Annotated in this window: 21 protein-coding genes; 11 read left to right on the forward strand and 10 right to left on the reverse strand. The window is 53.6% G+C overall.

Going from position 1 to position 22,793, the window contains the following annotated elements; translation table 11 throughout:
* Positions 1–74: 74 nt before the first annotated feature.
* The 3 genes from ynfE to K5E19_RS03000 all read right to left on the reverse strand — a co-directional run bounded on the left by ynfE (position 75) and on the right by K5E19_RS03000 (position 3,877).
* Positions 75–2,513: a selenate/tellurate reductase subunit YnfE gene (gene ynfE / locus K5E19_RS02990; RefSeq protein WP_221549903.1), complete on the reverse strand. Its 2,439-nt coding sequence runs from the start codon at positions 2,511–2,513 to the stop codon at positions 75–77.
* Between the two features lie 133 nt (positions 2,514–2,646).
* Complete coding sequence (locus K5E19_RS02995) at positions 2,647–2,940, reverse strand: DUF1161 domain-containing protein (protein WP_100166774.1); 294 nt, start codon at positions 2,938–2,940, stop codon at positions 2,647–2,649.
* A 133-nt stretch (positions 2,941–3,073) separates the two neighbouring features.
* Positions 3,074–3,877, reverse strand: a complete 804-nt coding sequence (locus K5E19_RS03000; RefSeq protein ID WP_221549904.1) for a glycosyltransferase family 25 protein — start codon at positions 3,875–3,877, stop codon at positions 3,074–3,076.
* A gap of 171 nt (positions 3,878–4,048) precedes the next feature.
* On the opposite strand from K5E19_RS03000, the gene K5E19_RS03005 reads away from it, so the two are divergent.
* Complete coding sequence (locus K5E19_RS03005) at positions 4,049–4,759, forward strand: YnfC family lipoprotein (protein WP_221549905.1); 711 nt, start codon at positions 4,049–4,051, stop codon at positions 4,757–4,759.
* A 17-nt stretch (positions 4,760–4,776) separates the two neighbouring features.
* Here the strand turns inward: K5E19_RS03005 and speG are convergent, their stop codons facing one another.
* Complete coding sequence (speG, locus tag K5E19_RS03010; RefSeq protein WP_042714685.1) at positions 4,777–5,337, reverse strand: spermidine N1-acetyltransferase; 561 nt, start codon at positions 5,335–5,337, stop codon at positions 4,777–4,779.
* Positions 5,337–5,675: a DUF1283 family protein gene (locus tag K5E19_RS03015; RefSeq protein WP_221549906.1), complete on the reverse strand. Its 339-nt coding sequence runs from the start codon at positions 5,673–5,675 to the stop codon at positions 5,337–5,339. The genes speG and K5E19_RS03015 overlap by 1 nt, the downstream gene beginning before the upstream one ends.
* 130 nt (positions 5,676–5,805) lie before the next feature.
* Between K5E19_RS03015 and K5E19_RS03020 the strand changes: the two genes are divergently transcribed.
* The 5 genes from K5E19_RS03020 to K5E19_RS03040 all read left to right on the forward strand — a co-directional run bounded on the left by K5E19_RS03020 (position 5,806) and on the right by K5E19_RS03040 (position 11,634).
* On the forward strand, positions 5,806–6,132 hold the full coding sequence (locus tag K5E19_RS03020) for a YnfA family protein (RefSeq protein WP_221549907.1): 327 nt from the start codon (positions 5,806–5,808) through the stop codon (positions 6,130–6,132).
* Between the two features lie 111 nt (positions 6,133–6,243).
* A complete protein-coding gene (gene manD, locus K5E19_RS03025; RefSeq protein WP_221549908.1) occupies positions 6,244–7,458 on the forward strand; it encodes a D-mannonate dehydratase ManD in 1,215 nt (404 codons plus the stop codon).
* Between the two features lie 14 nt (positions 7,459–7,472).
* Complete coding sequence (locus K5E19_RS03030; RefSeq protein WP_221549909.1) at positions 7,473–8,492, forward strand: Zn-dependent oxidoreductase; 1,020 nt, start codon at positions 7,473–7,475, stop codon at positions 8,490–8,492.
* Positions 8,493–8,565: 73 nt separating this feature from the next.
* Entirely contained in the window at positions 8,566–9,945 is a 1,380-nt protein-coding gene (locus K5E19_RS03035; RefSeq protein WP_221549910.1) for an MFS transporter, read from the forward strand.
* 225 nt (positions 9,946–10,170) lie between these two features.
* A complete protein-coding gene (locus K5E19_RS03040; RefSeq protein ID WP_221549911.1) occupies positions 10,171–11,634 on the forward strand; it encodes a mannitol dehydrogenase family protein in 1,464 nt (487 codons plus the stop codon).
* 42 nt (positions 11,635–11,676) lie between these two features.
* On the opposite strand, the gene ydfZ is transcribed toward K5E19_RS03040, so the two are convergent.
* Positions 11,677–11,880 (reverse strand): putative selenium delivery protein YdfZ, encoded by a 204-nt coding sequence (ydfZ, locus tag K5E19_RS03045; protein WP_221549912.1) that lies wholly within the window; start codon positions 11,878–11,880, stop codon positions 11,677–11,679.
* A 288-nt stretch (positions 11,881–12,168) separates the two neighbouring features.
* Here ydfZ and K5E19_RS03050 point away from each other — a divergent pair, with 288 nt between their 5' ends.
* Positions 12,169–12,600, forward strand: a complete 432-nt coding sequence (locus tag K5E19_RS03050) for a universal stress protein (RefSeq protein WP_221549913.1) — start codon at positions 12,169–12,171, stop codon at positions 12,598–12,600.
* A gap of 34 nt (positions 12,601–12,634) precedes the next feature.
* Here K5E19_RS03050 and K5E19_RS03055 read toward each other — a convergent pair whose 3' ends face one another.
* Together K5E19_RS03055 and ydfG are read right to left on the reverse strand one after the other, a co-directional pair.
* On the reverse strand, positions 12,635–13,321 hold the full coding sequence (locus tag K5E19_RS03055; RefSeq protein WP_042714708.1) for a GntR family transcriptional regulator: 687 nt from the start codon (positions 13,319–13,321) through the stop codon (positions 12,635–12,637).
* A gap of 91 nt (positions 13,322–13,412) precedes the next feature.
* The gene (gene ydfG, locus K5E19_RS03060) at positions 13,413–14,159 is read right to left on the reverse strand and encodes a bifunctional NADP-dependent 3-hydroxy acid dehydrogenase/3-hydroxypropionate dehydrogenase YdfG (protein ID WP_221549914.1); all 747 of its coding nucleotides are present in this window, start codon (positions 14,157–14,159) and stop codon (positions 13,413–13,415) included.
* Positions 14,160–14,302: 143 nt separating this feature from the next.
* Here ydfG and dcp point away from each other — a divergent pair, with 143 nt between their 5' ends.
* Positions 14,303–16,336 (forward strand): peptidyl-dipeptidase Dcp, encoded by a 2,034-nt coding sequence (gene dcp, locus K5E19_RS03065; RefSeq protein WP_221549915.1) that lies wholly within the window; start codon positions 14,303–14,305, stop codon positions 16,334–16,336.
* 310 nt (positions 16,337–16,646) lie between these two features.
* Entirely contained in the window at positions 16,647–19,229 is a 2,583-nt protein-coding gene (locus tag K5E19_RS03070; protein WP_221549916.1) for an EAL domain-containing protein, read from the forward strand.
* Between the two features lie 64 nt (positions 19,230–19,293).
* Here K5E19_RS03070 and uspF read toward each other — a convergent pair whose 3' ends face one another.
* Positions 19,294–19,728, reverse strand: a complete 435-nt coding sequence (gene uspF / locus K5E19_RS03075) for a universal stress protein UspF (protein ID WP_221549917.1) — start codon at positions 19,726–19,728, stop codon at positions 19,294–19,296.
* A 185-nt stretch (positions 19,729–19,913) separates the two neighbouring features.
* Between uspF and K5E19_RS03080 the strand changes: the two genes are divergently transcribed.
* Positions 19,914–21,122, forward strand: coding sequence for an MFS transporter (locus K5E19_RS03080; protein WP_221549918.1), 1,209 nt, complete (start codon positions 19,914–19,916; stop codon positions 21,120–21,122).
* Between the two features lie 19 nt (positions 21,123–21,141).
* On the opposite strand, the gene K5E19_RS03085 is transcribed toward K5E19_RS03080, so the two are convergent.
* Positions 21,142–22,131 (reverse strand): 2-hydroxyacid dehydrogenase, encoded by a 990-nt coding sequence (locus tag K5E19_RS03085; RefSeq protein WP_221549919.1) that lies wholly within the window; start codon positions 22,129–22,131, stop codon positions 21,142–21,144.
* A gap of 328 nt (positions 22,132–22,459) precedes the next feature.
* Here K5E19_RS03085 and K5E19_RS03090 point away from each other — a divergent pair, with 328 nt between their 5' ends.
* Positions 22,460–22,783 carry a hypothetical protein gene (locus K5E19_RS03090; RefSeq protein ID WP_221549920.1) on the forward strand — a complete coding sequence of 108 codons (324 nt, stop codon included), beginning with the start codon at positions 22,460–22,462 and terminating at the stop codon, positions 22,781–22,783.
* The last annotated feature ends 10 nt before the right edge of the window (positions 22,784–22,793 follow it).

A 22,793-nucleotide genomic window follows, 5' to 3' on the forward strand; every position in this document is an offset into this window, starting at 1 on the left:
CGGACGACGCCCGCGCGACTGTGTTAACCGATAATAGTGACCATAGAATAAACCAGGGTCTCGCGTTTTACCTTTTACACCTTCTCGATCTGCACCAGATTGGTGTGCTGCGGGTTGCCTTTTGCCAGCGGAGAAGGACGATGGGTCGTCAGCGTGTTGATGCATGAGCCGTGGTCGATACGATCGCCGTTCATATTGGCATCGTGCCAGGCACCCTGGCCCATGGCGCTCACGCCGGGCATGATGCGCGGCGTCACTTTTGCTTCAATTCGCACCTCGCCGCGGCTATTAAAGACGCGCACCGTATCGCCGTTCTTGATGCCGCGTTTTTCGGCATCGACAGGATTAAGCCAGACCTCCTGACGGCAGGCCGCTTTCAGCACGTCGACGTTGCCGTAGCTCGAGTGGGTACGGGCTTTGAAGTGGAAGCCGAACAGCTGCAGCGGGAACTGTGCGCGCTCGGGCGCATCCCAGCCGTCAAAGGTCGATGCGTAGACGGGAAGGGGGCTGATGGTCTCATCTTTTGCAAGCTCCCAGGTGGCCGCAATCTCCGCCAGCTTGCTGGAGTATATTTCAATTTTTCCCGATGGCGTTTTCAGCGGATTGGCTTCCGGGTTCTCGCGGAATTTTTTATAGGCCACAAAGTGTCCGTTCGGATCTTTGCGCTTATAAATGCCCATTTTTTTCAGTTCGTCATAGGACGGAAGCTGAGGATCTTTTGCGAGCATTTTGGCGTACAGGAACTGCAGCCACTCTTCCTGCGTGCGTCCTTCGGTGAATTTCTGATGGATGTCCGGCCCGAGGCGTTTCGCCACCTCGCTCATGATCCAGTAGATGGGCTTGCGCTCAAACTTCGGCGCGGTCACGGGCTGGAGGAAAATCAGGTAGCCCATGTTCCCGGCGTAATCGTTAGGAATGATGTCTTCCTGCTCGACGGTCATCAGGTCCGGCAACACGATATCGGCGTACTTCGCTGACGAGGTCATGAAGTTGTCGATGACGACAATCATTTCGCATTTATTTTCGTCCTGCAGGATCTCGTGAGTTTTATTGATATCGGAGTGCTGGTTAATGATGGTGTTACCGGCATAGTTCCAGATGAACTTAATCGGCACGTCGAGCTTATCTTTCCCTCGCACGCCGTCGCGCAGGGCGGTCATCTCCGGCCCGCGGGCGATGGCGTCCGTCCAGCTGAAGCAGGAGATTTGCGTTTTGACCGGGTTTTCCGGCAGCGGCATACGTTCGATGGTGATGGTGTAGGTCGACTCACGCGCGCCGCTGTTCCCGCCGTTAATCCCTACGTTTCCGGTGAGGATTGGCAGCATCGCGATAGCGCGGGACGTCAGCTCGCCGTTCGCCTGGCGCTGTGGTCCCCAGCCCTGACAGATATAGGCCGGCTTCGCGGAGCCGATTTCGCGGGCAAGCTTAACGATGCGATCCGCTGGAATACCGGTGATGCGGGAGGCCCACTCAGGGGTTTTCGCCGTGTTGTCATCGCCCTGGCCGAGAATGTACGCTTTGTAGTGACCGTTAGCGGGCGCGCCTTCCGGCAGCGTTTTTTCGTCATAGCCTACGCAGTATTTATCCAGAAACGGCTGGTCCACCAGGTTTTCGTCGATGAGTACCCACGCGATGCCCGCCACCAGGGCGGCATCGGTACCCGGACGAATCGGGATCCACTCGTCTTCACGTCCGGCGGCGGTGTCGGTATAGCGCGGATCGATGACAATCATTCGCGCGTTGGACCGCTCGCGCGCCTGCTCCAGATAATAGGTAATCCCGCCGCCGCTCATGCGCGTTTCCGCCGGATTATTGCCGAACATCACCACCAGTTTGGTGTTTTCAATATCCGATGTGCTGTTGCCGTCGTTGCTGCCGTAGGTGTAGGGCATGGCGCAGGCAATTTGCGCCGTGCTGTAGGTACCGTAGTGGCTCAGGAAGCCGCCGTAGCAGTTCATCAGGCGCGCCACCAGCGAAGCGTAAGGGGAGGAGCGGGTGATATTGCCGCCGACTATGCCGGAAGAGTAATTAATGTAAACCGCTTCGTTACCGTATCTGGAGACCACCTCTTTCAGGCTGGCGGTAATGGTGTTCAGCGCTTCATCCCACGAAATGCGTTCAAACTTGCCTTCGCCGCGTTTGCCCACGCGTTTCATTGGGTAGTTAAGACGGTCTGGATGGTTGATACGACGGCGAATAGAGCGTCCGCGCAGGCAGGCCCGAACCTGATGGTTACCGTAAATATCCTCGCCGGTGTTGTCCGTTTCGACCCAGTAGACCTCATCGTCGCGGACGTGCAGGCGCAGCGCGCAGCGGCTGCCGCAGTTGACCGAACAGGCTCCCCACACCACTTTATCTTCCGCTGGCTGGACGGTGTTTTGCACCGCAGCGGCGGCAGTTTTCAAACCAAACGGTAATGAGAGTCCACCCGCGGCAAGCGCTAGCGAACCCATCGCTGTAGATTTAACAAGCGTTCGGCGGCTAATACCGCCGTGATGATCGACCTCAGACATGGCTCACCCCAACATTGAGATTACGTATTATTTTTACCCGTGATTACAACCGGGCTAATGATGGGGTGAGTGTTACTTATTTTGAGGTACTAAATGTTAATCCTTATCAAATCAATGGGCATTGAGCGGGAAGTTACTGAGGTTCGCTCGGCGCATTGTCCTGGCTGCCAGAGGCAGCGCCACTTCCTGTGCGGGTGTATAAAATTTTAAAGGTATCGTTAGCACAGTGCCCAACCACCTGCGCATCCGGCTGATCTGCCTGATCGTTTGGCACGATGTTCAGCGTAAAGCCAGACTCAGGCACGCCGTTGTTAACGATCTTCTGCTGAATATCGCTTTTCACGCGCTCGCAGGAATCCGGTGCCGCCAGCGCGGCCGTTGAAGCACTCATTAACAACAGGGCGGTAATCCAGGGTAACCGTTTCATTTGTAGCTCCTTTTCTCTGTGTAAACGTTAAGCATAGCAGGATAAAGGTAACCTTTTGTTTTTGTGCGCATCTTTCTGAATAGTCCTGGAAGTGACTTGATGCCCTGGTAGTAATCAAAACACAAAAGTAAGCTTATCCTTTACCCTGGTTGATAATTGTATTGAATAACGGAGTAATGGCACGTCGATAACGGTGACGAAGTTTTGCAGCTAACGGTCTTTCCTTCATCAATGTATCCCAAATTTGTTTCTTTTTGGCATCTAGCACGGCATCTCCTTTAGATTCATTAATGGTGGACGCATTAGCATCTTCAGAAAGACGAACTGGATAAGGCACTAAAGAGTAAATTTTAGCCAAAGAGAGATCTTCGAATAAGCTCCATTTATCAGAAACCATCCACACAGGATAAAGGTTCGTAAGGAGCCTGCCGGCAGCTTTTTGATTAATAATATAGGCATGCGCTGTTGTGGCCTGGTGCGTCTTGTGTAGATAATATGAGCCGCATATGTTTTTAATTGATTTTTTGTAATATTTATTGACTCGGCTAAGGAGTATAATCTCGGGCTTAGTCTTGCTAAGCGTAAAATTATTTAATATTTCACGAAGATCGCTACTAAGTACAACATCATCTTCGAGAATCAGCGCTGCCTCTATATTTTCGTTTATTATTTTTTTGTATATTTTTTGATGGCTTAGCGCGCAACCTACTTCACCCGGGAGGAAAGCATAATTTACCTCACGTGTAACATTTTTACGTTCAGCTTCCGTCATTTTCCGACCATCAACTGCTTCAACAAACTCGTGTGCAATATTCAACTTTAACAGTTGAGACTCCATTTTGGCACGACGTTCGCGCGAGTGTTTAAGATTGATTATAAAAGTTATCATCCTTTGAATGTACCTTAAAGACTGAATAGCTGGACCAATTTTATGCATTTTACCAGTATTTGGGGCTGTTCAACATCAGTAAGTGCATATCAGGTGGGATAAAAAATAATTTTAAGCCGCAGTGAACGTAAAGGCATGAATTTCCAAAATGCTCTCCATCGCTACTATTCTATTTGATACTATGAGAGCAACAATCCTTTCATTCTATTGGTAAATGATGTGAAGAAATACGCAGCGATAACGCTACTGGCAGCAACTCTCGTGGGGTGCGACAACAACTCCGCGCCGCTGTCGTATACGCCTGAGATGGCGAGCTTTTCTAATGAATTCGATTTCGACCCGCTGCGCGGTCCGGTGAAAGACTTTACCCAGACCCTGTTTAACGACAAGGGGGAAGTGTCAAAGCGCGTGACCGGAACCCTGTCGACAGAAGGGTGCTTTGATACGCTGGAACTGCACGATCTTGAGAACAACACTGGCGTGGCGCTGGTGCTGGATGCGAATTACTACCTGGATGCCGAAACCCAGCAGCAGAAGGTGAAACTGCAGGGGAAATGCCAGCTGGCGGAATTACCCTCGGCCGGGGTGACGTGGGAGACCGACGATAATGGATTCGTTGTGGCGGCGCACGGCAAGGAGATGGAGGTGAAGTACCGCTACGATGCGGATGGCTATCCGCTGGGCAAAACCACCGTTTCTGGCGACCAGCACTTATCCGTACAGTCGACACCGTCGAAGGATCTGCGCAAAAGAATGGATTTCTCGGCCGTGAGTTTGTTGAATGACAAGCCGCTCGGCAATGTGAAGCAGAGCTGCGACTACGACAGGCATAATAACCCGGTGAGCTGCGATCTGACGATTAGCGATGACAGCGTTAAGCCCGCCGTTGAGCGCAAGTACACCATTCAGAACAGCATCGACTACTACTGAGAGTAAAGCCGCGCAGGTTACTGCGCGGTAGGTTTCAGCAGGCTGGCGCCTGACGGCTTGTGTCCGGCCAGGTGCTGGTGCTGGAAGATGCACATGCGGATGGTGTTGCGGTATTCACCGTTGATAAAGAACTCGTGAATCAGCTCACCTTCCACCATAAAGCCCAGCTTGCGGTAGATATGGATCGCTTTCTCGTTCTCTTTATCCACGATGAGATAAAGCTTGTAGAGATTCAGAACGTTGAACCCGTAATCCATCGCCAGCTTTGCCGCCCGTGAGGCAAGCCCCTTCCCCTGGTGCTCAGGCGAAATGATGATCTGGAACTCCGCCCGGCGGTGAACATGGTTGATCTCCACCAGCTCGACCAGACCGGCTTTTTCACCTTCACACTCCACCACAAAACGGCGTTCGCTCTGATCGTGAATGTGTTTATCGTACAGATCCGACAGCTCGACGAAGGCCTCGTAAGGCTCTTCGAACCAGTAGCGCATTACGCTGGCATTGTTGTCGAGCTGGTGGACGAAACGGAGGTCTTCACGCTCCAGCGGGCGAAGCTTAATGTCATACAGTGCAGGCATCAGGGTGCAACCGTGCGGCCAGTGCGGCGATCCAGGCAGCGCAGGGTGTTTGGCTCCCAGTAGGCATTGACGTTGGCACTTTGCTGGCACTTATCGCGCGCGTCGAAAGCGACATCTTCTTTATCCCACTCTTTCTCCGCACGCGTGTTGACCTTCTGACGAAGGCTGCGTGTGTCATTCCATTGTTCTTTGTCCATCGCCGCGTTCTGACGGCTTTGTGCGCTATCGCCGGATTCAATAACCAGCTTGCTGGTTTCGGCGGTAGCCGTCGCGGTGAAAGCGAGCGTTGACAGCGCCAGCGCGGCGGTCAGACAAAGGCGTTTGCTTAATGTAGTCATAGCGTTTCCTTTTAAATGGGGGCAGATAATCACGTTACCCTGTTCAGATTCTACACCAAAGCGAGATAGCGTCATACCCGCGGTTATCATCGGGTATGATGGTTAAATCAATCCTCACCGGAAGAGAATTATGTTCAAAACCACGCTGCTTTTTTTTGCCACCGCGCTCTGTGAAATCATCGGCTGCTTTTTGCCCTGGCTCTGGCTGAAGAAGGGGGCAACCGTGCTGCTGCTCATACCGGCGGGCATTGCGCTGGCGCTCTTCGTCTGGCTGTTAACGCTCCATCCTGCCGCGAGCGGGCGCGTCTACGCGGCGTACGGCGGTGTCTATGTTTGTACTGCATTGCTGTGGCTTCGCGTGGTGGACGGCGTCAGGCTAAGCGCTTACGACTGGGCCGGAGCCCTCGTTGCGCTCTGCGGCATGCTGATTATCGTGGCGGGATGGGGCCGCGCCTGAGCGGCCTGATTTTGTGATCTCTCGCCGAAAATATGATCGATATACTTGTATGGTAGTTGCGTAATTGCGTAAATTTCCTGCATCACAACATGCGATGTAAGGAAATGGATTATGAAGATTGTCGGGGCTGAAGTCTTTGTCACCTGCCCAGGGCGTAACTTTGTCACCCTCAAAATCACTACCGACGAGGGGATCGTGGGTCTTGGCGACGCCACCCTGAACGGACGCGAACTCTCTGTAGCGTCCTACTTAAAAGATCATCTGTGTCCCCAGCTGATTGGCCGCGATGCGCACCGCATCGAAGACATCTGGCAGTTTTTCTATAAGGGTGCTTACTGGCGTCGCGGCCCGGTCACCATGTCGGCTATCTCCGCCGTTGATATGGCGCTGTGGGACATCAAAGCCAAAGCGGCCAACATGCCTCTCTACCAGCTGCTGGGCGGCGCTTCCCGTGAAGGGGTGATGGTCTACTGCCACACCACCGGGCACACCATTGACGACGTGCTGGAGGATTACGCCCGCCATAAAGAGATGGGCTTTAAGGCGATCCGCGTGCAGTGCGGCGTGCCGGGCATGAAAACCACCTACGGTATGGCCAAAGGGAAGGGGCTGGCCTACGAACCTGCCACAAAAGGCGACTGGCCGGAAGAGCAGCTCTGGTCCACTGAGAAATACCTCGATTTCACACCGAAGCTGTTCGACGCAGTGCGCAGTCAATTCGGCTTCAATGAGCATCTCCTGCACGACATGCACCACCGCCTGACGCCAATCGAAGCGGCGCGCTTCGGCAAGAGCATTGAAGAGTTCCGCATGTTCTGGATGGAGGACCCAACGCCTGCGGAAAATCAGGAATGCTTCCGCCTGATCCGCCAGCATACCGTCACGCCAATTGCGGTGGGTGAGGTGTTCAACAGCATCTGGGACTGCAAGCAGCTGATTGAAGAACAGCTTATCGACTATATCCGCACCACCATTACGCATGCGGGCGGGATCACCGGGATGCGCCGCATTGCAGACTTCGCCTCGCTCTACCAGGTGCGCACCGGCTCGCACGGACCGTCGGATCTGTCGCCAATATGTCATGCCGCCGCGCTGCATTTCGACCTGTGGGTGCCGAATTTCGGCGTGCAGGAATACATGGGCTACTCCGAGCAGATGCTCGACGTCTTCCCGCACAGCTGGCGTTTTGATAATGGCTACATGCATCCGGGCGACAAGCCGGGGCTGGGCATTGAGTTTGATGAAAAACTGGCGGCGAAATACCCATACGACCCGGCCTATCTGCCGGTGGCCCGTCTTGAAGACGGCACGCTGTGGAACTGGTAACCGAGGAGCAACCCATGAAAAGCGTAGTGATTCAACAGCCGAACCAACTGGTGATTGAAGAGCGGCCACTTCCGGCGCCAGGCGCAGGGGAAGTCCGCGTCAAAATATCGCTGGCGGGGATCTGCGGGTCGGACAGCCACATCTATCGCGGCCATAATCCGTTTGCGAAATATCCGCGCACGATCGGCCACGAGTTCTTCGGCGTGATTGACGCCGTGGGCGAGGGCGTCAACAGCGCGCGTCTGGGCCAGCGCGTTTCGGTTGATCCGGTGATAAGCTGCGGACACTGCTACCCGTGTTCCATCGGGAAACCGAACGTCTGCACCTCGCTGGTGGTGCTGGGCGTCCACCGCGACGGCGGCTTCAGCGAATATGCGGCAGTGCCTGCTAAAAATGCCTGGCCCATCCCGGATGCGATCCCGGATAAACACGCCGTCATGGTGGAACCCTTCACCATTGCCGCCAACGTGACGGGGCAGGCGAACCCCACCGAACAGGACGTTGCGCTGATTTACGGCGCGGGCCCAATGGGGCTGGTCACCGTGCAGGCGCTGAAGGGCGTTTATAAGGTGAAGCAGGTTATCGTCGTCGACCGCATTGATGAGCGACTGGCAATGGCCCAGCGCAGCGGCGCGGATTGGGTGTTGAATAACGGTGAGCAGTCGTTGCAGGCCGCACTGGACGAAAAGGGTATCAAACCGACGTTAATCATTGATGCCGCCTGTCATCCCTCTATTTTACAGGAAGCCGTTTCCCTGGCCTCTCCGGCGGCGCGCATCGTACTGATGGGCTTCTCCAGCGAGCCGAGCCAGGTTGCGCAGCAGGGCATCACCGGCAAAGAACTGACGATCTTCTCTTCGCGCCTCAACGCCAACAAATTCCCGGTCGTGATTGACTGGCTGGAAAAGGGGCTGATCGACCCGGAAAAACTGATCACCCATACCTTTGACTATCACCATGTAACAGACGCCATCGAACTGTTTGAAAAAGACCAGCGGCAGTGCTGCAAAGTCTTGCTCACGTTCGGTCAATAAAAAAACACGCGGTTAAGAGCCTGCGCAGACAGGCTCTATGTGGTACGCATCTTACCTTTTAGAGATAGCCATTATGACGCAAGCACAACCTCAAAGAACCACCTCCGATCTGGTGAAAGCCGCCGTTTCCGGCTGGCTGGGCACCGCGCTGGAGTTTATGGATTTCCAGCTTTATTCGCTGGGCGCCGCCCTGGTCTTCCATGAAATTTTCTTCCCGGAACAGTCTGCCGCGATGGCACTGATCCTGGCGATGGGAACCTACGGCGCGGGTTATATCGCGCGTATCGTCGGAGCTTTCATCTTCGGCAGAATGGGCGACAGCATTGGCCGTAAGAAGGTGCTATTTATCACCATCACCATGATGGGGATCTGCACCACGCTGATTGGCGTGCTGCCGACCTACGCGCAGATTGGGATTTTCGCGCCGGTGCTGCTGGTTACGCTGCGCATTATTCAGGGGCTGGGCGCAGGCGCGGAGATATCTGGCGCAGGCACAATGCTCGCGGAGTACGCCCCAAAGGGGAAACGCGGCATTATCTCCTCGCTGGTGGCGATGGGGACCAACTGCGGGACGCTGAGCGCAACGGCCATCTGGGCCGTCATGTTCTTTGCCCTCGACCGTGAAGAACTTGTCGCCTGGGGATGGCGCGTGCCTTTCCTCGCCAGCGTCGTCGTAATGATCTTTGCCATCTGGCTGCGTATGAACCTCAAGGAAAGCCCGGTCTTTGAGAAAGTGAACGACGCAGAAATTGTCGCTCCTGTGGCAGCGCAGGAAACCTCCCTGGGCGCGATGTTTAAAAGCAAATCCTTCTGGCTGGCTACCGGGCTGCGCTTCGGGCAGGCGGGTAACTCGGGTCTGATCCAGACGTTCCTGGCGGGCTATCTGGTACAAACGCTGCTGTTCGATAAGGCCATTCCCACTGATGCACTGATGATTAGCTCTGTTCTCGGTTTCATCACCATTCCTCTGCTGGGCTGGTTGTCAGACAAGGTAGGCCGTCGGCTGCCGTACATCATCGTTAACACTTCAGCCATTCTTCTGGCATACCCCATGCTGTCGATTATCGTCGACAAGAGCTACGCGCCGGGGACGATTATGCTGTCCATTATCGTCATTCATAACATTTCGGTGCTGGGGCTGTTTGCGCTGGAAAACATCACCATGGCGGAGATGTTTGGCTCACGTAATCGCTTTACTCGGATGGCTATCTCCAAAGAGGCGGGTGGGCTGGTGGCGGTGGGCTTTGGTCCGGTACTGGCGGGGATCTTCTGCAACATGACCGGATCCTGGTGGCCGATTGTCGCCATGCTGGTGGCGTATTCCGTCATCGGGCTGGTCTCAGCAATCCTGATGCCGGAAGTGCGTGATCGTGACTTGAGCGCGGCAGAAGACGCGGCAGAAGCGCCCCGACGCGAATCAGTTGGCTATGGCGCGCTCTCATCACGACGTTAATGGTTTATATCCTGAGTGACTTGTCACACAACTTTTCAATCGTGTCACACCACATGGAGAAAAGTTAATATAAATCAATATCTGAAATTGAAGTATCAGTATGGTTGATGGCAGTGATTTTTTTTACCCCAACTGCCATTCTAGTTGGTGTAGTCAGCAGGCGCTGCCGCTTCGAAAGAAGAGCGGCAGCGGATCGCAGCTTTCATTAATTAACGAGTCTCAATCATGGAAAACCGGTTATTACAGGCGAAAGCGACGCTGCCTCAGTACGATCGCGGCAGCCTCAAGGCGCGCATTGTTCATTTAGGGTTTGGCGCATTTCACCGTGCGCATCAGGCAGTTTATACCGATATTCTTGCGGCTGAACACGGCAGCGACTGGGGTTATTGTGAAGTGAATCTGATTGGTGGCGAACAGCAAATTGCCGATCTCAATGCGCAGGATAACCTCTACACCGTCGCGGAGATGTCAGCCGATGCATGGACATCGCGCGTCGTCGGCGTGGTGAAAAAAGCACTTCACGCGCAGGTTGACGGGCTGGAAGCCGTACTGGCGGAGATGTGTGAACCTCAGGTCGCGATTGTCTCCCTGACCATCACCGAGAAAGGCTACTGCCATTCCCCGGCGACCGGACAACTGATGCTCGATCATCCGTTAATCGCCGCCGACCTGCAAAACCCGCTTCAGCCGAAATCTGCGCCTGGCGTCGTGGTTGAAGCGCTGGCGCGTCGTAAAGCGGCGAGTCTGCCTGCTTTCAGCGTGATGTCCTGCGACAACATGCCGGAGAATGGTCACGTTATGCGCAATGTGACCTGCGCCTACGCACGCGCCGTAGACGGCGAACTGGCGGACTGGATTGAAGCCAACGTTACCTTCCCGTCAACGATGGTGGATCGCATTGTCCCTGCAGTAACCGCCGATACGTTGGACAAAATCGAGCAGTTGACCGGCGTGCGCGATCCGGCGGGCGTGGCCTGCGAACCGTTCCGCCAGTGGGTTATCGAAGATGACTTCGTGGCTGGCCGTCCCCACTGGGAAAAAGCGGGGGCCGAGCTGGTGGCAGACGTCATCCCGTTCGAAGAGATGAAGCTGCGCATGCTCAACGGCAGCCACTCGTTCCTGGCCTATCTCGGCTATCTGGCGGGATATCAGCACATCAACGAGTGCATGGAAGATGAAAACTTCCGTACAGCCGCACACGCGCTGATGCTCAAGGAGCAGGCTCCCACGCTGAAAGTGAAAGGCGTTGATTTAGGCCACTATGCTGACCTGCTGATTGCGCGCTACAGCAACCCGGCCCTGCGTCACCGCACCTGGCAGATCGCGATGGACGGCAGCCAGAAGCTCCCGCAACGTATGCTGGACTCCGTGCGCTGGCATCGGGTTCACCAGAAGCCTTTCCCGCTGCTGGCGCTGGGCGTAGCAGGCTGGATGCGTTACGTCGGCGGAGTGGACGAGCAGGGTAACGCCATTGAGGTGAGCGACCCGCAGCTGGCGGTGATTCAGGCGGCCGTGAAGGGGAGCGCTGAAGGGCAAAGCCGCGTTAAGGCGCTGCTGGGCATTGAAGCCATTTTTGGAAACGAACTGCCGAAGGATGCAGTCTTTGTGAATGCGGTGATGGAGGCCTATCAGACGTTGCTGCTGAAGGGGGCGAAAGCCACAGTGGCACAATACGCGGTACAACCGTAATTTATTTCATGCCGCCGCTGGCGGCGGCATGAACCCGCACCTTTAGTGCATTCCCAGACGAATCAGTTCGATCGGTTCGTATTTACCTTCACTTCCTTCCACTTCAACCGTTTTGCTGCGGCGCACCTGCGCGGCGTCCAGCCCGTCGCTGTGGATCGCTTTAATCACGCCAGTTTTGCCCGTGCCGCTAATCATGACGCGGCTGCCGGTGGTAATGGCGTTACGGTTACGGTCGTATGTCATCATGGTATTTTCTCCTCTCTAACTCTTCGTTACGGCGCTATTATTGGTTCTGCCGTTCACGGGCACTATTAATACGCCTCTCGCCGCATAAATTATTTGCTTTTGATCAAGGTCACACTTTTTTTATCCTCAGTGCAGCCTGCTGACGGTTCCGGACGGTAATTTACAAAGTCGACAATTATTTTCCTAAATGGATAATTTCACCCTGCAAGCGTTGAGGGTTTGTTTATATTGCCAATGGCACTCTTGAGTCAGGAAATAATCCTCTCATCGGAATTAGGAGTCAGGCTTATGTACAAGAAAATATTGATGCCTGTTGACGTGTTTGAAATGGACTTGAGCGACAAAGCGGTGCGCCACGCGGCCAATCTGGCAAAGGCAGAAGGCGCGTCGATTACCCTGGTTAACATTCTGCCTAACAGCAGCCGCTCGCTGCTGCGCGGATTCAACGCGGACATAAAGAAATTCGAAGAGTATATGACCGCGGAGTCTGAGAAAAAAATGACGGCGTTAAAGCGGCTCTTTGATATTTCGCCGAATGATATTCACTGCAAAGTGTGCATTGGCAACGTGCGTGATGAAATTATCAAACTCAGCAAAGAAGGGGAGTATGACGTTATTGTCATCGGGTCGAAAAACCCGAGCATCACCACCCATCTGCTGGGATCAAACGCGGAATCTATTCTGCGCTACGCCACGATCCCGGTATTAGTCGTTCGCTAATCTCGTCGCCGCACCCGAAAGGGGGCGGCGAATATTACTCTTCGCTAAACCACTCGCTATTTTCCTGCCGGATGAGCTGTACCGATTCGCTAATTTCCTGCAGATGCAGCGTCATCGCGTTTTCCACGCCGTCCGCGTCGCGCTTTTCCAGCGCGCTGAAAATATCATGGTGCTGGCGGAGCAGCATTTCCGGCGGGGAGACATGGTCCAGGCTCATGTAGCGCACGCGGTCGATGGTCGCTTTGATGTTTTCAATGGTATCCCACGCCAGCTGGCAATCCGCAATTTGCGCCAGTTTCTGATGAAATTCGTCATCAAGCTGGAAGAAGTCGTTGAGCTGTTTACGATCAATCGCGATCCGCTGCTGATGCAGGTTCTGCTCCAGCAGGTAACACTGATTGTCATCGATAAGCGCTGCGGCGCGACGTGCCACTGCGCATTCAATGGCCTGGCGGACAAAACAGCCATTACGGACTTGCGAAAGGGAAATCTTATTCACATAGCTGCCGCGCTGGGGGCGGATCTGAATCAGGCCATTTTCAGCAAGTTTGATAAACGCCTCGCGCACCGGCTGACGGGACACGTCAAAACGCACCGAGACCTCTTTTTCTGAGAGCGGCGTTCCCGGCGGGATCAGGCAGTGGACGATATCGCGTCGTAAAATACGATAAATTTGCTGGTTAACGGGCTGGGTAGGATTGAGTTGCGATTCAGCGGCCATGGGTTGTGGTTTCTCAGAGAGTTAACCTGAACATACTACCATTCTTTTGTACGCCATCACATACCCGGCCCGCAGGCCGGGAAGGGGCTAATTAGCCTCTGTGGACGCTAAGTCCGGCAAAGCTTTGGCTGACTGGCATCATCTCAACGGTGTTGATGTTGACGTGTTTTGGCAGCGTGGCCACCCACCAGACCGTTTCAGTAATATCTTCCGGCGTCAGGGCATTGGCGTTTTCGTAGGTTTTGTCCGCTTTCGCGTCATCGCCTTTGAAACGCACGTTCGAGAACTCGGTCCCACCCACCAGGCCCGGCTCGATATCGGTGACGCGAATGGCGGTGCCGTGCAGATCGGTGCGCAGGTTAAGGCTGAACTGGCGCACAAACGCTTTCGTCGCGCCATAGACGTTGCCGCCCGCGTAAGGCCAGCTGCCGGCAGTCGACCCGATGTTGATGATGTGACCGCGATTGCGCTCGACCATACCCGGCAGCACGGCGCGGGTCATATACACCAGCCCTTTATTGTTGGTGTCGATCATGTTTTCCCAGTCTTCAACGCTGGCTTTGTGGGCAGGCTCCATGCCCAGCGCCAGACCGGCATTGTTAACCAGCACATCGATGGCGCGCCAGTCTGCGGGCAGATTAGCAATCATCTCTTCAATAGCCGCGCGGTTACGCACGTCAAGCTGCGCGGTCAGGATGCTGTCACCTAACTCCTCTTTCAGCTCCAGCAGGCGCTCCTGACGGCGACCGGTCGCAATCACCTTGTGTCCGTTGGCGACGAAGCGACGCGTGATGCTTTCACCAAAACCCGCTGTCGCCCCGGTAACTAAAATAATCATCTCACTGTTCCTCAACGCTTTTTGTGTTGTATTAACATAGCACGCTCTCAGGCGCGCCGTTAAGGCAACATTTGTATGACGCCATTGCAGGCAAGGGCTGCCTGTCCTACTCTGGGGAGATATACCGTTCTCAGGAGTGAAAGATGTCGGCCAATAATCCTTTTTTTGACATTAGCCTGTTGCCTTATCAGGCGCCGCGTTTTGATGAGATTAACGATAGCCACTATCGCCCGGCATTCGATGAAGCGCTTCGCCAGAAGCGAGCGGACATTGCGGCCATTGTTGCCCAGACCGCTGCACCAGACTTCACCAACACCGTGCTGGCGCTGGAGAAAAGCGGCGCCATGCTCTCCCGCGTCAACAGCGTATTCTTCGCCATGGCCTCCGCGCACACCAATGCGTACCTGCAGGAGCTGGAGGAGCAGTTCTCCACCGAACTTGCCGCGCTGGCGAACGATATCTGGCTCAACGAGACGCTTTTCGCCCGCGTGGAGAGCGTCTGGCAGGATCGTGCCGCGCTGGACGCTGAATCTCGTCGGCTGGTCGAGGAGACGTACCAGCGGTTTATTCTGGCCGGTGCGCGGCTGAATGAAACGGAAAAAGCCGAGCTGAAGGCGCTGAATACTGAGGCGGCCTCCCTGACCAGCCAGTTTAATCAGCGCCTGCTGGCCGCCAATAAGGCGGGTGGGCTGGTGGTAGATTACGCGCATCAGCTTGAGGGGCTTAGCGCTGATGAGATCGCCACAGCTGCGCAGGCCGCTGCGGAGAAGGGGCTAAACGATCGCTGGCTGATCCCGCTCCTGAATACCACCCAGCAGCCCGCGCTATCGGCGCTGCGCAATCGCCAGACCCGCGAAAACCTGTTCAACGCAGGCTGGACGCGCACCCAGAAAGGGGATGAAAACGACACTCGCGATCTGATCCTCCGCCTGACGGCGCTGCGCGCGCGGCAGGCCCGGCTGCTGGGATTCAAGGATTACGCCAGCTGGAGCACGGCCGACCAGATGGCAAAAACGCCCGACGCCGCGCTGGCCTTTATGCGCGGCATAGTGCCAGCCGCGCGATCGCGTGCGGAACGCGAGCAGGCCGATATTCAGAAAGTGATTGACGACGAGCAGGGCGGTTTCACCGCGGAGGCTTGGGACTGGGCATTTTACGCCGAGCGCGTGCGCCTCGGGAAATACGCGCTGGATGAATCGCAAATCAAGCCGTACTTTGCGCTGAACACCGTACTGCACGATGGCGTGTTCTGGGCCGCCGGCCAGCTGTTTGGCATCCGTATTGTCGAGCGTTTTGATATTCCTGTTTATCATCCCGACGTGCGGGTGTGGGAGATTTTCGACCACACTGGTGAAGGCATGGCGCTGTTCTACGGTGATTTCTTCGCCCGCGATTCCAAAAGCGGCGGCGCGTGGATGGGGAATTTCGTTGAGCAGTCCCATGAGTTTGCCTCGCGTCCGGTGATCTACAACGTCTGTAACTATCAAAAACCGGCAAACGGGCAGGCGGCGCTCATCTCCTGGGATGATGTCGTGACCCTGTTCCACGAATTTGGTCATACGCTGCACGGCCTGTTTGCCAGCCAGCGCTACGCCACGCTCTCCGGGACAAATACCCCGCGCGATTTCGTCGAGTTTCCGTCGCAGATCAACGAGCACTGGGCCAGCCATCCGAAGGTCTTTGCCCACTATGCGCGTCACTATGAAACCAATGAGCCGATGCCGGACGCGCTGCGCGATAAAATGCTCACTGCGACCCAGTTCAACAAAGGGTACGACATGACGGAGCTGCTGAGTGCGGCGCTGTTAGACATGAACTGGCACGGGATTAGCGAAGCCGTTTCGAGCGTAGACGCGTTTGAAGCGGCAGCGTTAAAACATGAGGGATTGGACCTGCCCGCCGTACCACCACGCTATCGCAGCAGCTATTTTGCCCATATCTTCGGCGGCGGCTACGCGGCAGGCTATTACGCCTACCTGTGGACGCAAATGCTGGCGGACGACGGCTATCAGTGGTTTGTGGAGCAGGGTGGTTTGACTCGCGAAAATGGACAGAAATTCCGCGAGGCGATTTTGTCGCGCGGTAATAGTACTGATTTAGCTGAACTTTATCGGAACTGGCGCGGGCACGATCCGAAGATCGAACCGATGCTGGAAAATCGCGGGTTGAGCGAATAGAGTCAGTCTCGTCAGAAAAAGAACCGGGCTTTATGCCCGGTTTTTTATACGCCTGTAACGGCTTCAGCCATAAACTGTCTTAATATGCGTTCTTTATAAATAAAACCAGCGAGGTTAAACGTTACTGCGAAAGGTATATTTAACTAACCGGGTTTAATCTGTAAAAGAGTTAATGATTAATAATTTGATCTGGATTGGGGGAATAAAATATTCTGCGGCTTCAGTTTTTTAACTATAAAATTTTATTATGTTGTGCCGATAAAGGTAAATGGCATAAAAATTGACGTAATAGCAGTTAAGAAGGCGAAAGATGACTCTACCTCTGAACAATCCGGGCTTTATGGATATCGAGCCTTCTAAAGGCCTGATAAATAAAACCTTTACCTATATTGTAACGTTGTTGATAAGTATTTTCATTGCAGCAATAATTTCCCTCCTGATAATAAAAGATAATGTTAATGAAATCAGCGACAAGCACGATGAATTTTTGTTAAGTAAAGCCCTGGATACTCGCCAGGAAAGTATGCGAAGTCATTTGAAAGACTATGCAGAGTGGGGAGATGCCTATAAACATCTTCATCTGAACACTGACGTCCACTGGGCATGGGATAAGCAGAACCTGGGGAAGTCACTGTATGACAACTTTGGTTACGAAGGGGTATTTGTTCTCTCCCCGGATGGAAGCACGCGATACAGCGTGGTTGACGGGAAACTCAGGCAGCAGGATCTGGAAAGCTGGTTAGATAAATCAACCAAAGACCGTTTACTCCTGGAGATAAGCATAAAAAAGGGATTGCCGGTGTCTATGCTAACGCTTATCGATTCCGTTCCGGCCATCGTTTCTGCGGAATGGATAACGACGGGCGATGATACCAGCGTGCAACCCTTGCCGGGGAAACCTTCGACAATGGTGTTTATCGACAAGTTAACCGCTAAAAAACTCCTCACGATTGGGCAGGATGCCAGAATCCAAAATGTTCGTACTACACCCGTTAGAGTCAACCCTCAAACAAATAATCTGACAGAATTTACCTTAAGCACCCAGAATGGGAGTGTGCAAATTATCTGGGACGGAGAAAATCCCGGCCAGGCGTTGATTGTTTATTTTTTACCCTTGCTCATCCTTCTAGTCATTCTGACGGTATCGATGACGATTATTCTCATGCGTCATATTATGCAGAAGGCGAGAATGCTTGACGAAAATACCTTTCTGCTGGAACAGGCGCGGTTGAATCTTATTACGAGTGAAAAACGATTCCGCGACGTCAGTGAAACAACCAGCGACTGGTTCTGGGAAACAGATTTATCGTTAAAGATAACATGGCTATCAGGTCGTTTTTCTACAATAACGGGATATGAAAATAGCAAATGGATAGGCCGCAGGCTGGATGAACTCTTTCCGTCGACAAGCGGATTATCACAGAGCTGTGCCAGGCAGCGGGACTTAACTGAACGCTTTGAATTTAAAAACTGTCCTTATATTCACGCGCTACAAAGCACATCATATTGCACGCTTCTGGCAAAGTTTTCCGCTCAGCCTGATGGCACGGTGGTTTTGCGTGGTGCGGCAACCGACGTCTCTCAGGAGGTTGAAGCAACAAAGCGTGTGGAGTTCCTGTCACGCCATGATGAATTAACCGGTCTACCGAACCGGTATCATATTAAGGAGTTTCTGGCAGGCCAGCTGGCGAAAGAAGACCTTAACCATTATCCCTTTGCGATGATTTGCCTTGATTTAGACAAGTTTAAACCCGTCAATGATATTTTTGGACACTCCACGGGGGATGCCCTGCTCGGTGAGGTCGCTTTACGTCTTAAAAATTGCGTTCGTCGGGAAGATTTTGTCGCACGGCAGGGAGGGGATGAGTTTATGCTGCTGCTCGGCAATACCCGCCAAAAAGACCAGATTGAGGAGGTATGTCACCGCATCGTACAGGAAATCAACCGTCCTTTCTCCATTGAGGGCAATGATGTGGCGATAGGCGTAAGCATGGGTATTGCACTGGCTCCTCAGGACAGCAGCAGCGCGAACGATCTTTTACGCTATGCGGATATTGCGCTTTACCAGGCGAAACAATCCGGCAGAAACAGATGGGTCTATTATCGCCCGGATATGTCGGAAAAGTTATCCGAACGGAGAAAGCTGGAATTAGAACTGAAGACCGCGATTCGTGAAGAACAGCTCTACCTGGTTTACCAGCCGCGCTATAACCTCCGAAACTCTAAAATAGATGCCGTCGAAGCGCTGGTACGTTGGCAGCACCCGCAGCGGGGGATCATGATGCCCGATCGGTTCATCCCGCTGGCTGAAGAAACGGGTCTGATTATTAGCCTCAGCAACTGGGTCATACGTAAAGCGTGTGCGGAGACAAAAGATAAACTGCCGGGGTTATCGGTATCCGTCAATATTTCTGCTATTGAATTTCAGGCAAGCGATCTTGCCGAGAGGATAAAAGAGATGCTCCACGAAACCGGGCTTGAACCTAACCGGCTGGAAATAGAAGTGACTGAAAATGTCACACTTTCCGATCCTGAAAAAACCCTGCAGACCATGAAGTCTCTCAAAAAAATGGGCGTTCGCATTCTGATTGACGACTTCGGTACCGGCTATGCCTCCCTGAGCTATCTCCGCAAGTTTCAGTTTGATGGGCTTAAGCTCGACAAGAGCTTTATTTTTACCCTGGGCGACTCGCTACAGAACCAGTCAGTCGTAGAGAAAATTATCGATCTGGGTAAAGCCTATTCTATGGCGGTCACCGCAGAAGGGGTAGAGACCGCCGAACAGCTGTCTTTTCTTAAAAAAAATAAGTGTGATGAAGTTCAGGGCTACCTGCTTGGAAAACCGGCAGCGATTGCCGATCTTAATTTAAACGCAAACGTACTGAATGTTTAAACGCGTTTTTTCAGCCCTGACTCGGGGAAACGTCAACGAAAAACCGGGCTTCTCGCCCGGTTTTCTATCTTACGACCAGTACCGGACATTTCGCATGCCGCACCACTGCCGCCGCATTTGAACCCAACAGATATGTCGATATGTCAGGTTTGTGGGAAGCGATGATAATCAGGTCGGCAGCGATCGTGTCAGCGAGCTTAAGGATCTGATCCTTAGGGGATCCCGTCACCGCGTGAGTCTGGATCTTGTCTGCAGGAATTTTGAATTGTTTAACGATTTCATCCAGTTTTGCTAAGGCCGCGTGCTGGAACTCTTTCAGCTTCGGCATTTCCACGGAGTAGGCCAAACCTAATGATGAATAATAAGGAAGTGATGGAATAACAGTAAGAAAGTGGACTTTGGCCGTATTCAGTGCTGTATGTGCCTGAACGAAAGGAATAACCATGTGCGTCAGGCTATCCTCCGAAATATCAATTGGAACCAAAATTGAGTTGTACATGTGTCCCTCCTGAGTGTTTTTCACACAATTCAGGTTAGACCGTTAATTGCAGGAAAACAGAGAGCAAGCTGACATAACGGGTACAAAGTTCGGAAAGAATGTTTTTAAGACGTCATCTGCTTTTCAAAAAAGCCCGGTATACTACATCTCCTTTTTTCAGGCGATAACATCAAAAGGCAGGCCGTATGCCTCTTCGTTCGCTGCGGGCATTATGCCTGACAAGTTTTTTCATTGCCGATGTCCGCGATGGCCTCGGTCCTTTTCTCGGCATCTTTCTGACTGAACGCCACTGGACCCCCGATGCTATCGGCATCCTGATGACGGCCGGTGGGCTGGCGGGGTTACTGGCCACGCTTCCGGCCGGGTTTATCACTGATACCTCCCGGAACAAACGCTCCTTGCTGGCACTGGCCTGCATCCTGATCACTCTGAGCACCTTGCTGCTCTGGTTTAGCCAGCAGACTGGCGTTGTCGCCGTTTCGCAAATGGTCACTGGCATCTGCGCGGCGTTTGTGGGGCCGCTGATTGCCGGGGTTACGCTGGGCCTGACCGGCCAGGCCGGGTTCAGCGCGCAAATGGGTAAAAACGAGGCGTTTAATCACGCGGGCAATTTCATGACCGCACTGATAGCAGGCGGCATTGCCTGGTACTGGGGCGTCGGGGGGATATTCCTGTTGATGACCTGTACGACGCTGCTCACGCTCTTCGCGCTGCTTGCCATCCGCAACGGGGACATCGACAACGACGCGGCGCGAGGACTCTCGTCTTCAGCGAACCTGCCAGTGCCCGGCTTTGCGGTACTGATTAAAAATCGCGCACTGTTTGTGACCGGACTGACGCTACTGCTGTTTCACCTTGCGAACGCCGCGCTGCTGCCGATGCTGAGCATGAGGGTGGCGGCGGCACCCGCTACGATCAACCCCGGTTTGTATGCCGCAGGTACCGTCATCATCTCTCAGGCCGTGATGATCCCCGTCGCACTTTGGGTCGCAGGCCGAATTGAACGCTACGGCTACTGGCGCTTAATCATGCTGGCGCTGCTGGTCATGCCGGTGCGCGCTGCGCTGGCGGCGTTTACGGACGCGCCGCTGATGATGATCCCGGTACAAATTCTCGACGGACTGGCCGCCGGGATCCTGGGTGTCGTGGTACCGTCGTTTATTGTGGTGCTTTTACGCGGGAGCGGGCACGTCAATGCCGGGCAGAGCGTGGTGATGCTGATGCAGGGGGTTGGGGCATCCATGAGCCCGGCGTTAACCGGGACGATCGCCGGTCATTACTCGTTTGCGACGGCATTCAATGTACTGAGCGCGATTGCCCTTGTTGCCGTCCTGCTCTGGTGGTGCTTTGCGCACCGGACCTGGGAAACAGACAGTACGCCGGGTGGGGCATAGCCGCCACCCGGCGAAAGGTTTAAACCAGCTCGTTAGGGCAGGCTTCACCTTTTTCCAGCTGCTGCAGATTACCCAGCGTGGTTTCTGAAATGCTGATCAGCGCTTCGGCAGTCAGAAACGCCTGGTGTCCGGTAAACAGCACGTTATGGCAGGCAGACAGGCGGCGGAATACGTCGTCCTGGATCACGTCGTTGGACTTGTCTTCGAAGAACAGATCGCGTTCGTTCTCATACACGTCCATGCCCAGCGCGCCAATTTTCTGGGTCTTCAGCGCTTCGATAGCGGCCTGAGAGTCCACCAGCCCGCCGCGGCTGGTGTTGATGATCATCACGCCATCTTTCATCTGGTCAAACGCCGACTGGTTAAGCAGGTGGTAGTTTTCCGGCGTCAGCGGGCAGTGCAGGGAGATCACGTCAGACTGGGAGAACAGCGTCTGCAGGTCAACATACTCCACGCCCAGCTCCAGCGCGGCTGCGCTTGGGTACGGATCAAACGCCAGCAGGCGCATACCAAAGCCTTTCAGGATCCTGAGGGCAGCGACGCCAATTTTGCCGGTGCCGATAACGCCAGCGGTTTTCCCGTACATGGTAAAGCCCGTCAGCCCCTCCAGCGAGAAGTTGGCATCACGGGTGCGTTGATAAGCGCGGTGAATACGTCGGTTGAGCGACATCATCATGCCAATCGCATGTTCCGCGACCGCTTCCGGGGAGTATGCCGGAACGCGTACCACCCTCAGGCCCAGCTCCTTCGCCGCGTCGAGATCCACGTTATTAAAGCCCGCACAGCGCAGGGCGATATACTTCACCCCTTGCTTTTTCAGCTCTTCCAGCACCGGACGACTGCCGTCATCGTTCACAAAAATGCAGACGCCTTCACAGCCGTGCGCCGTTTTGGCGGTTTTTTCAGACAGCAGAAAGTCGAAAAATTCAAGCTCAAACCCGTAAGCCTCGTTAACATGTTGCAGATACTTTGTGTCGTACTGCTTTGTGCTATATACCGCGAGTTTCATAAGACTTTCTCCAGTGATTTTGCATTCACGTTAGCATGATTAAAATAATCTTACAATTTATAAAATATTATTGAATTCAATAAGTTCTATCAATTATTCTAGAGCATGTTCACATCCTAACTCCATGATATTCTTACTGCGACAAACCGCGGGAGCGAAACTTATCTGGGACTGGGTTGGGAGATGGAGTCGGTGAAGGAAGCAATATGCCGTCTATAGGATGATGTTAAAGGATGGCAAGGGGCTGTGAAAACTGCAATGCATTACAGAGGTAATGGGGTGGCGTTACGTATTGAGAGAGGCAATAGAGAAAAAAGGAGACTAGAGCATGCTGAAACAGTTTGAGTTGTCATCAACCCCGTCTATTTGGCCTGTGCTGTCCTATTTCATTGTATCGTCAGTCATTTTTTTTCTGCTTTACGTGGGAAAACGCAAGGTGAACAGGCTCCGCAAATATCCCCTTTTCATTGGTTATACGCTGTTTGTCATCGCCATTGCTGCCGTGCAAATAAACATTTTTGCCAATGGTCATGCGTTTATGAGCGGTTTTTTACACATTGACTTTGATCCCTGGCGGTACGATTCGGTGTATTGGGGATCACTCATTTTCGCCATGCTTTACCTGCTGGCGATGCCACGGAATAGTTACTAGTTACGCAACT

Origin of the sequence: Enterobacter sp. RIT637 (assembly GCF_019718755.1) — a bacterium.
In the GTDB taxonomy this organism is placed as follows: Bacteria; Pseudomonadota; Gammaproteobacteria; order Enterobacterales; family Enterobacteriaceae; genus Enterobacter.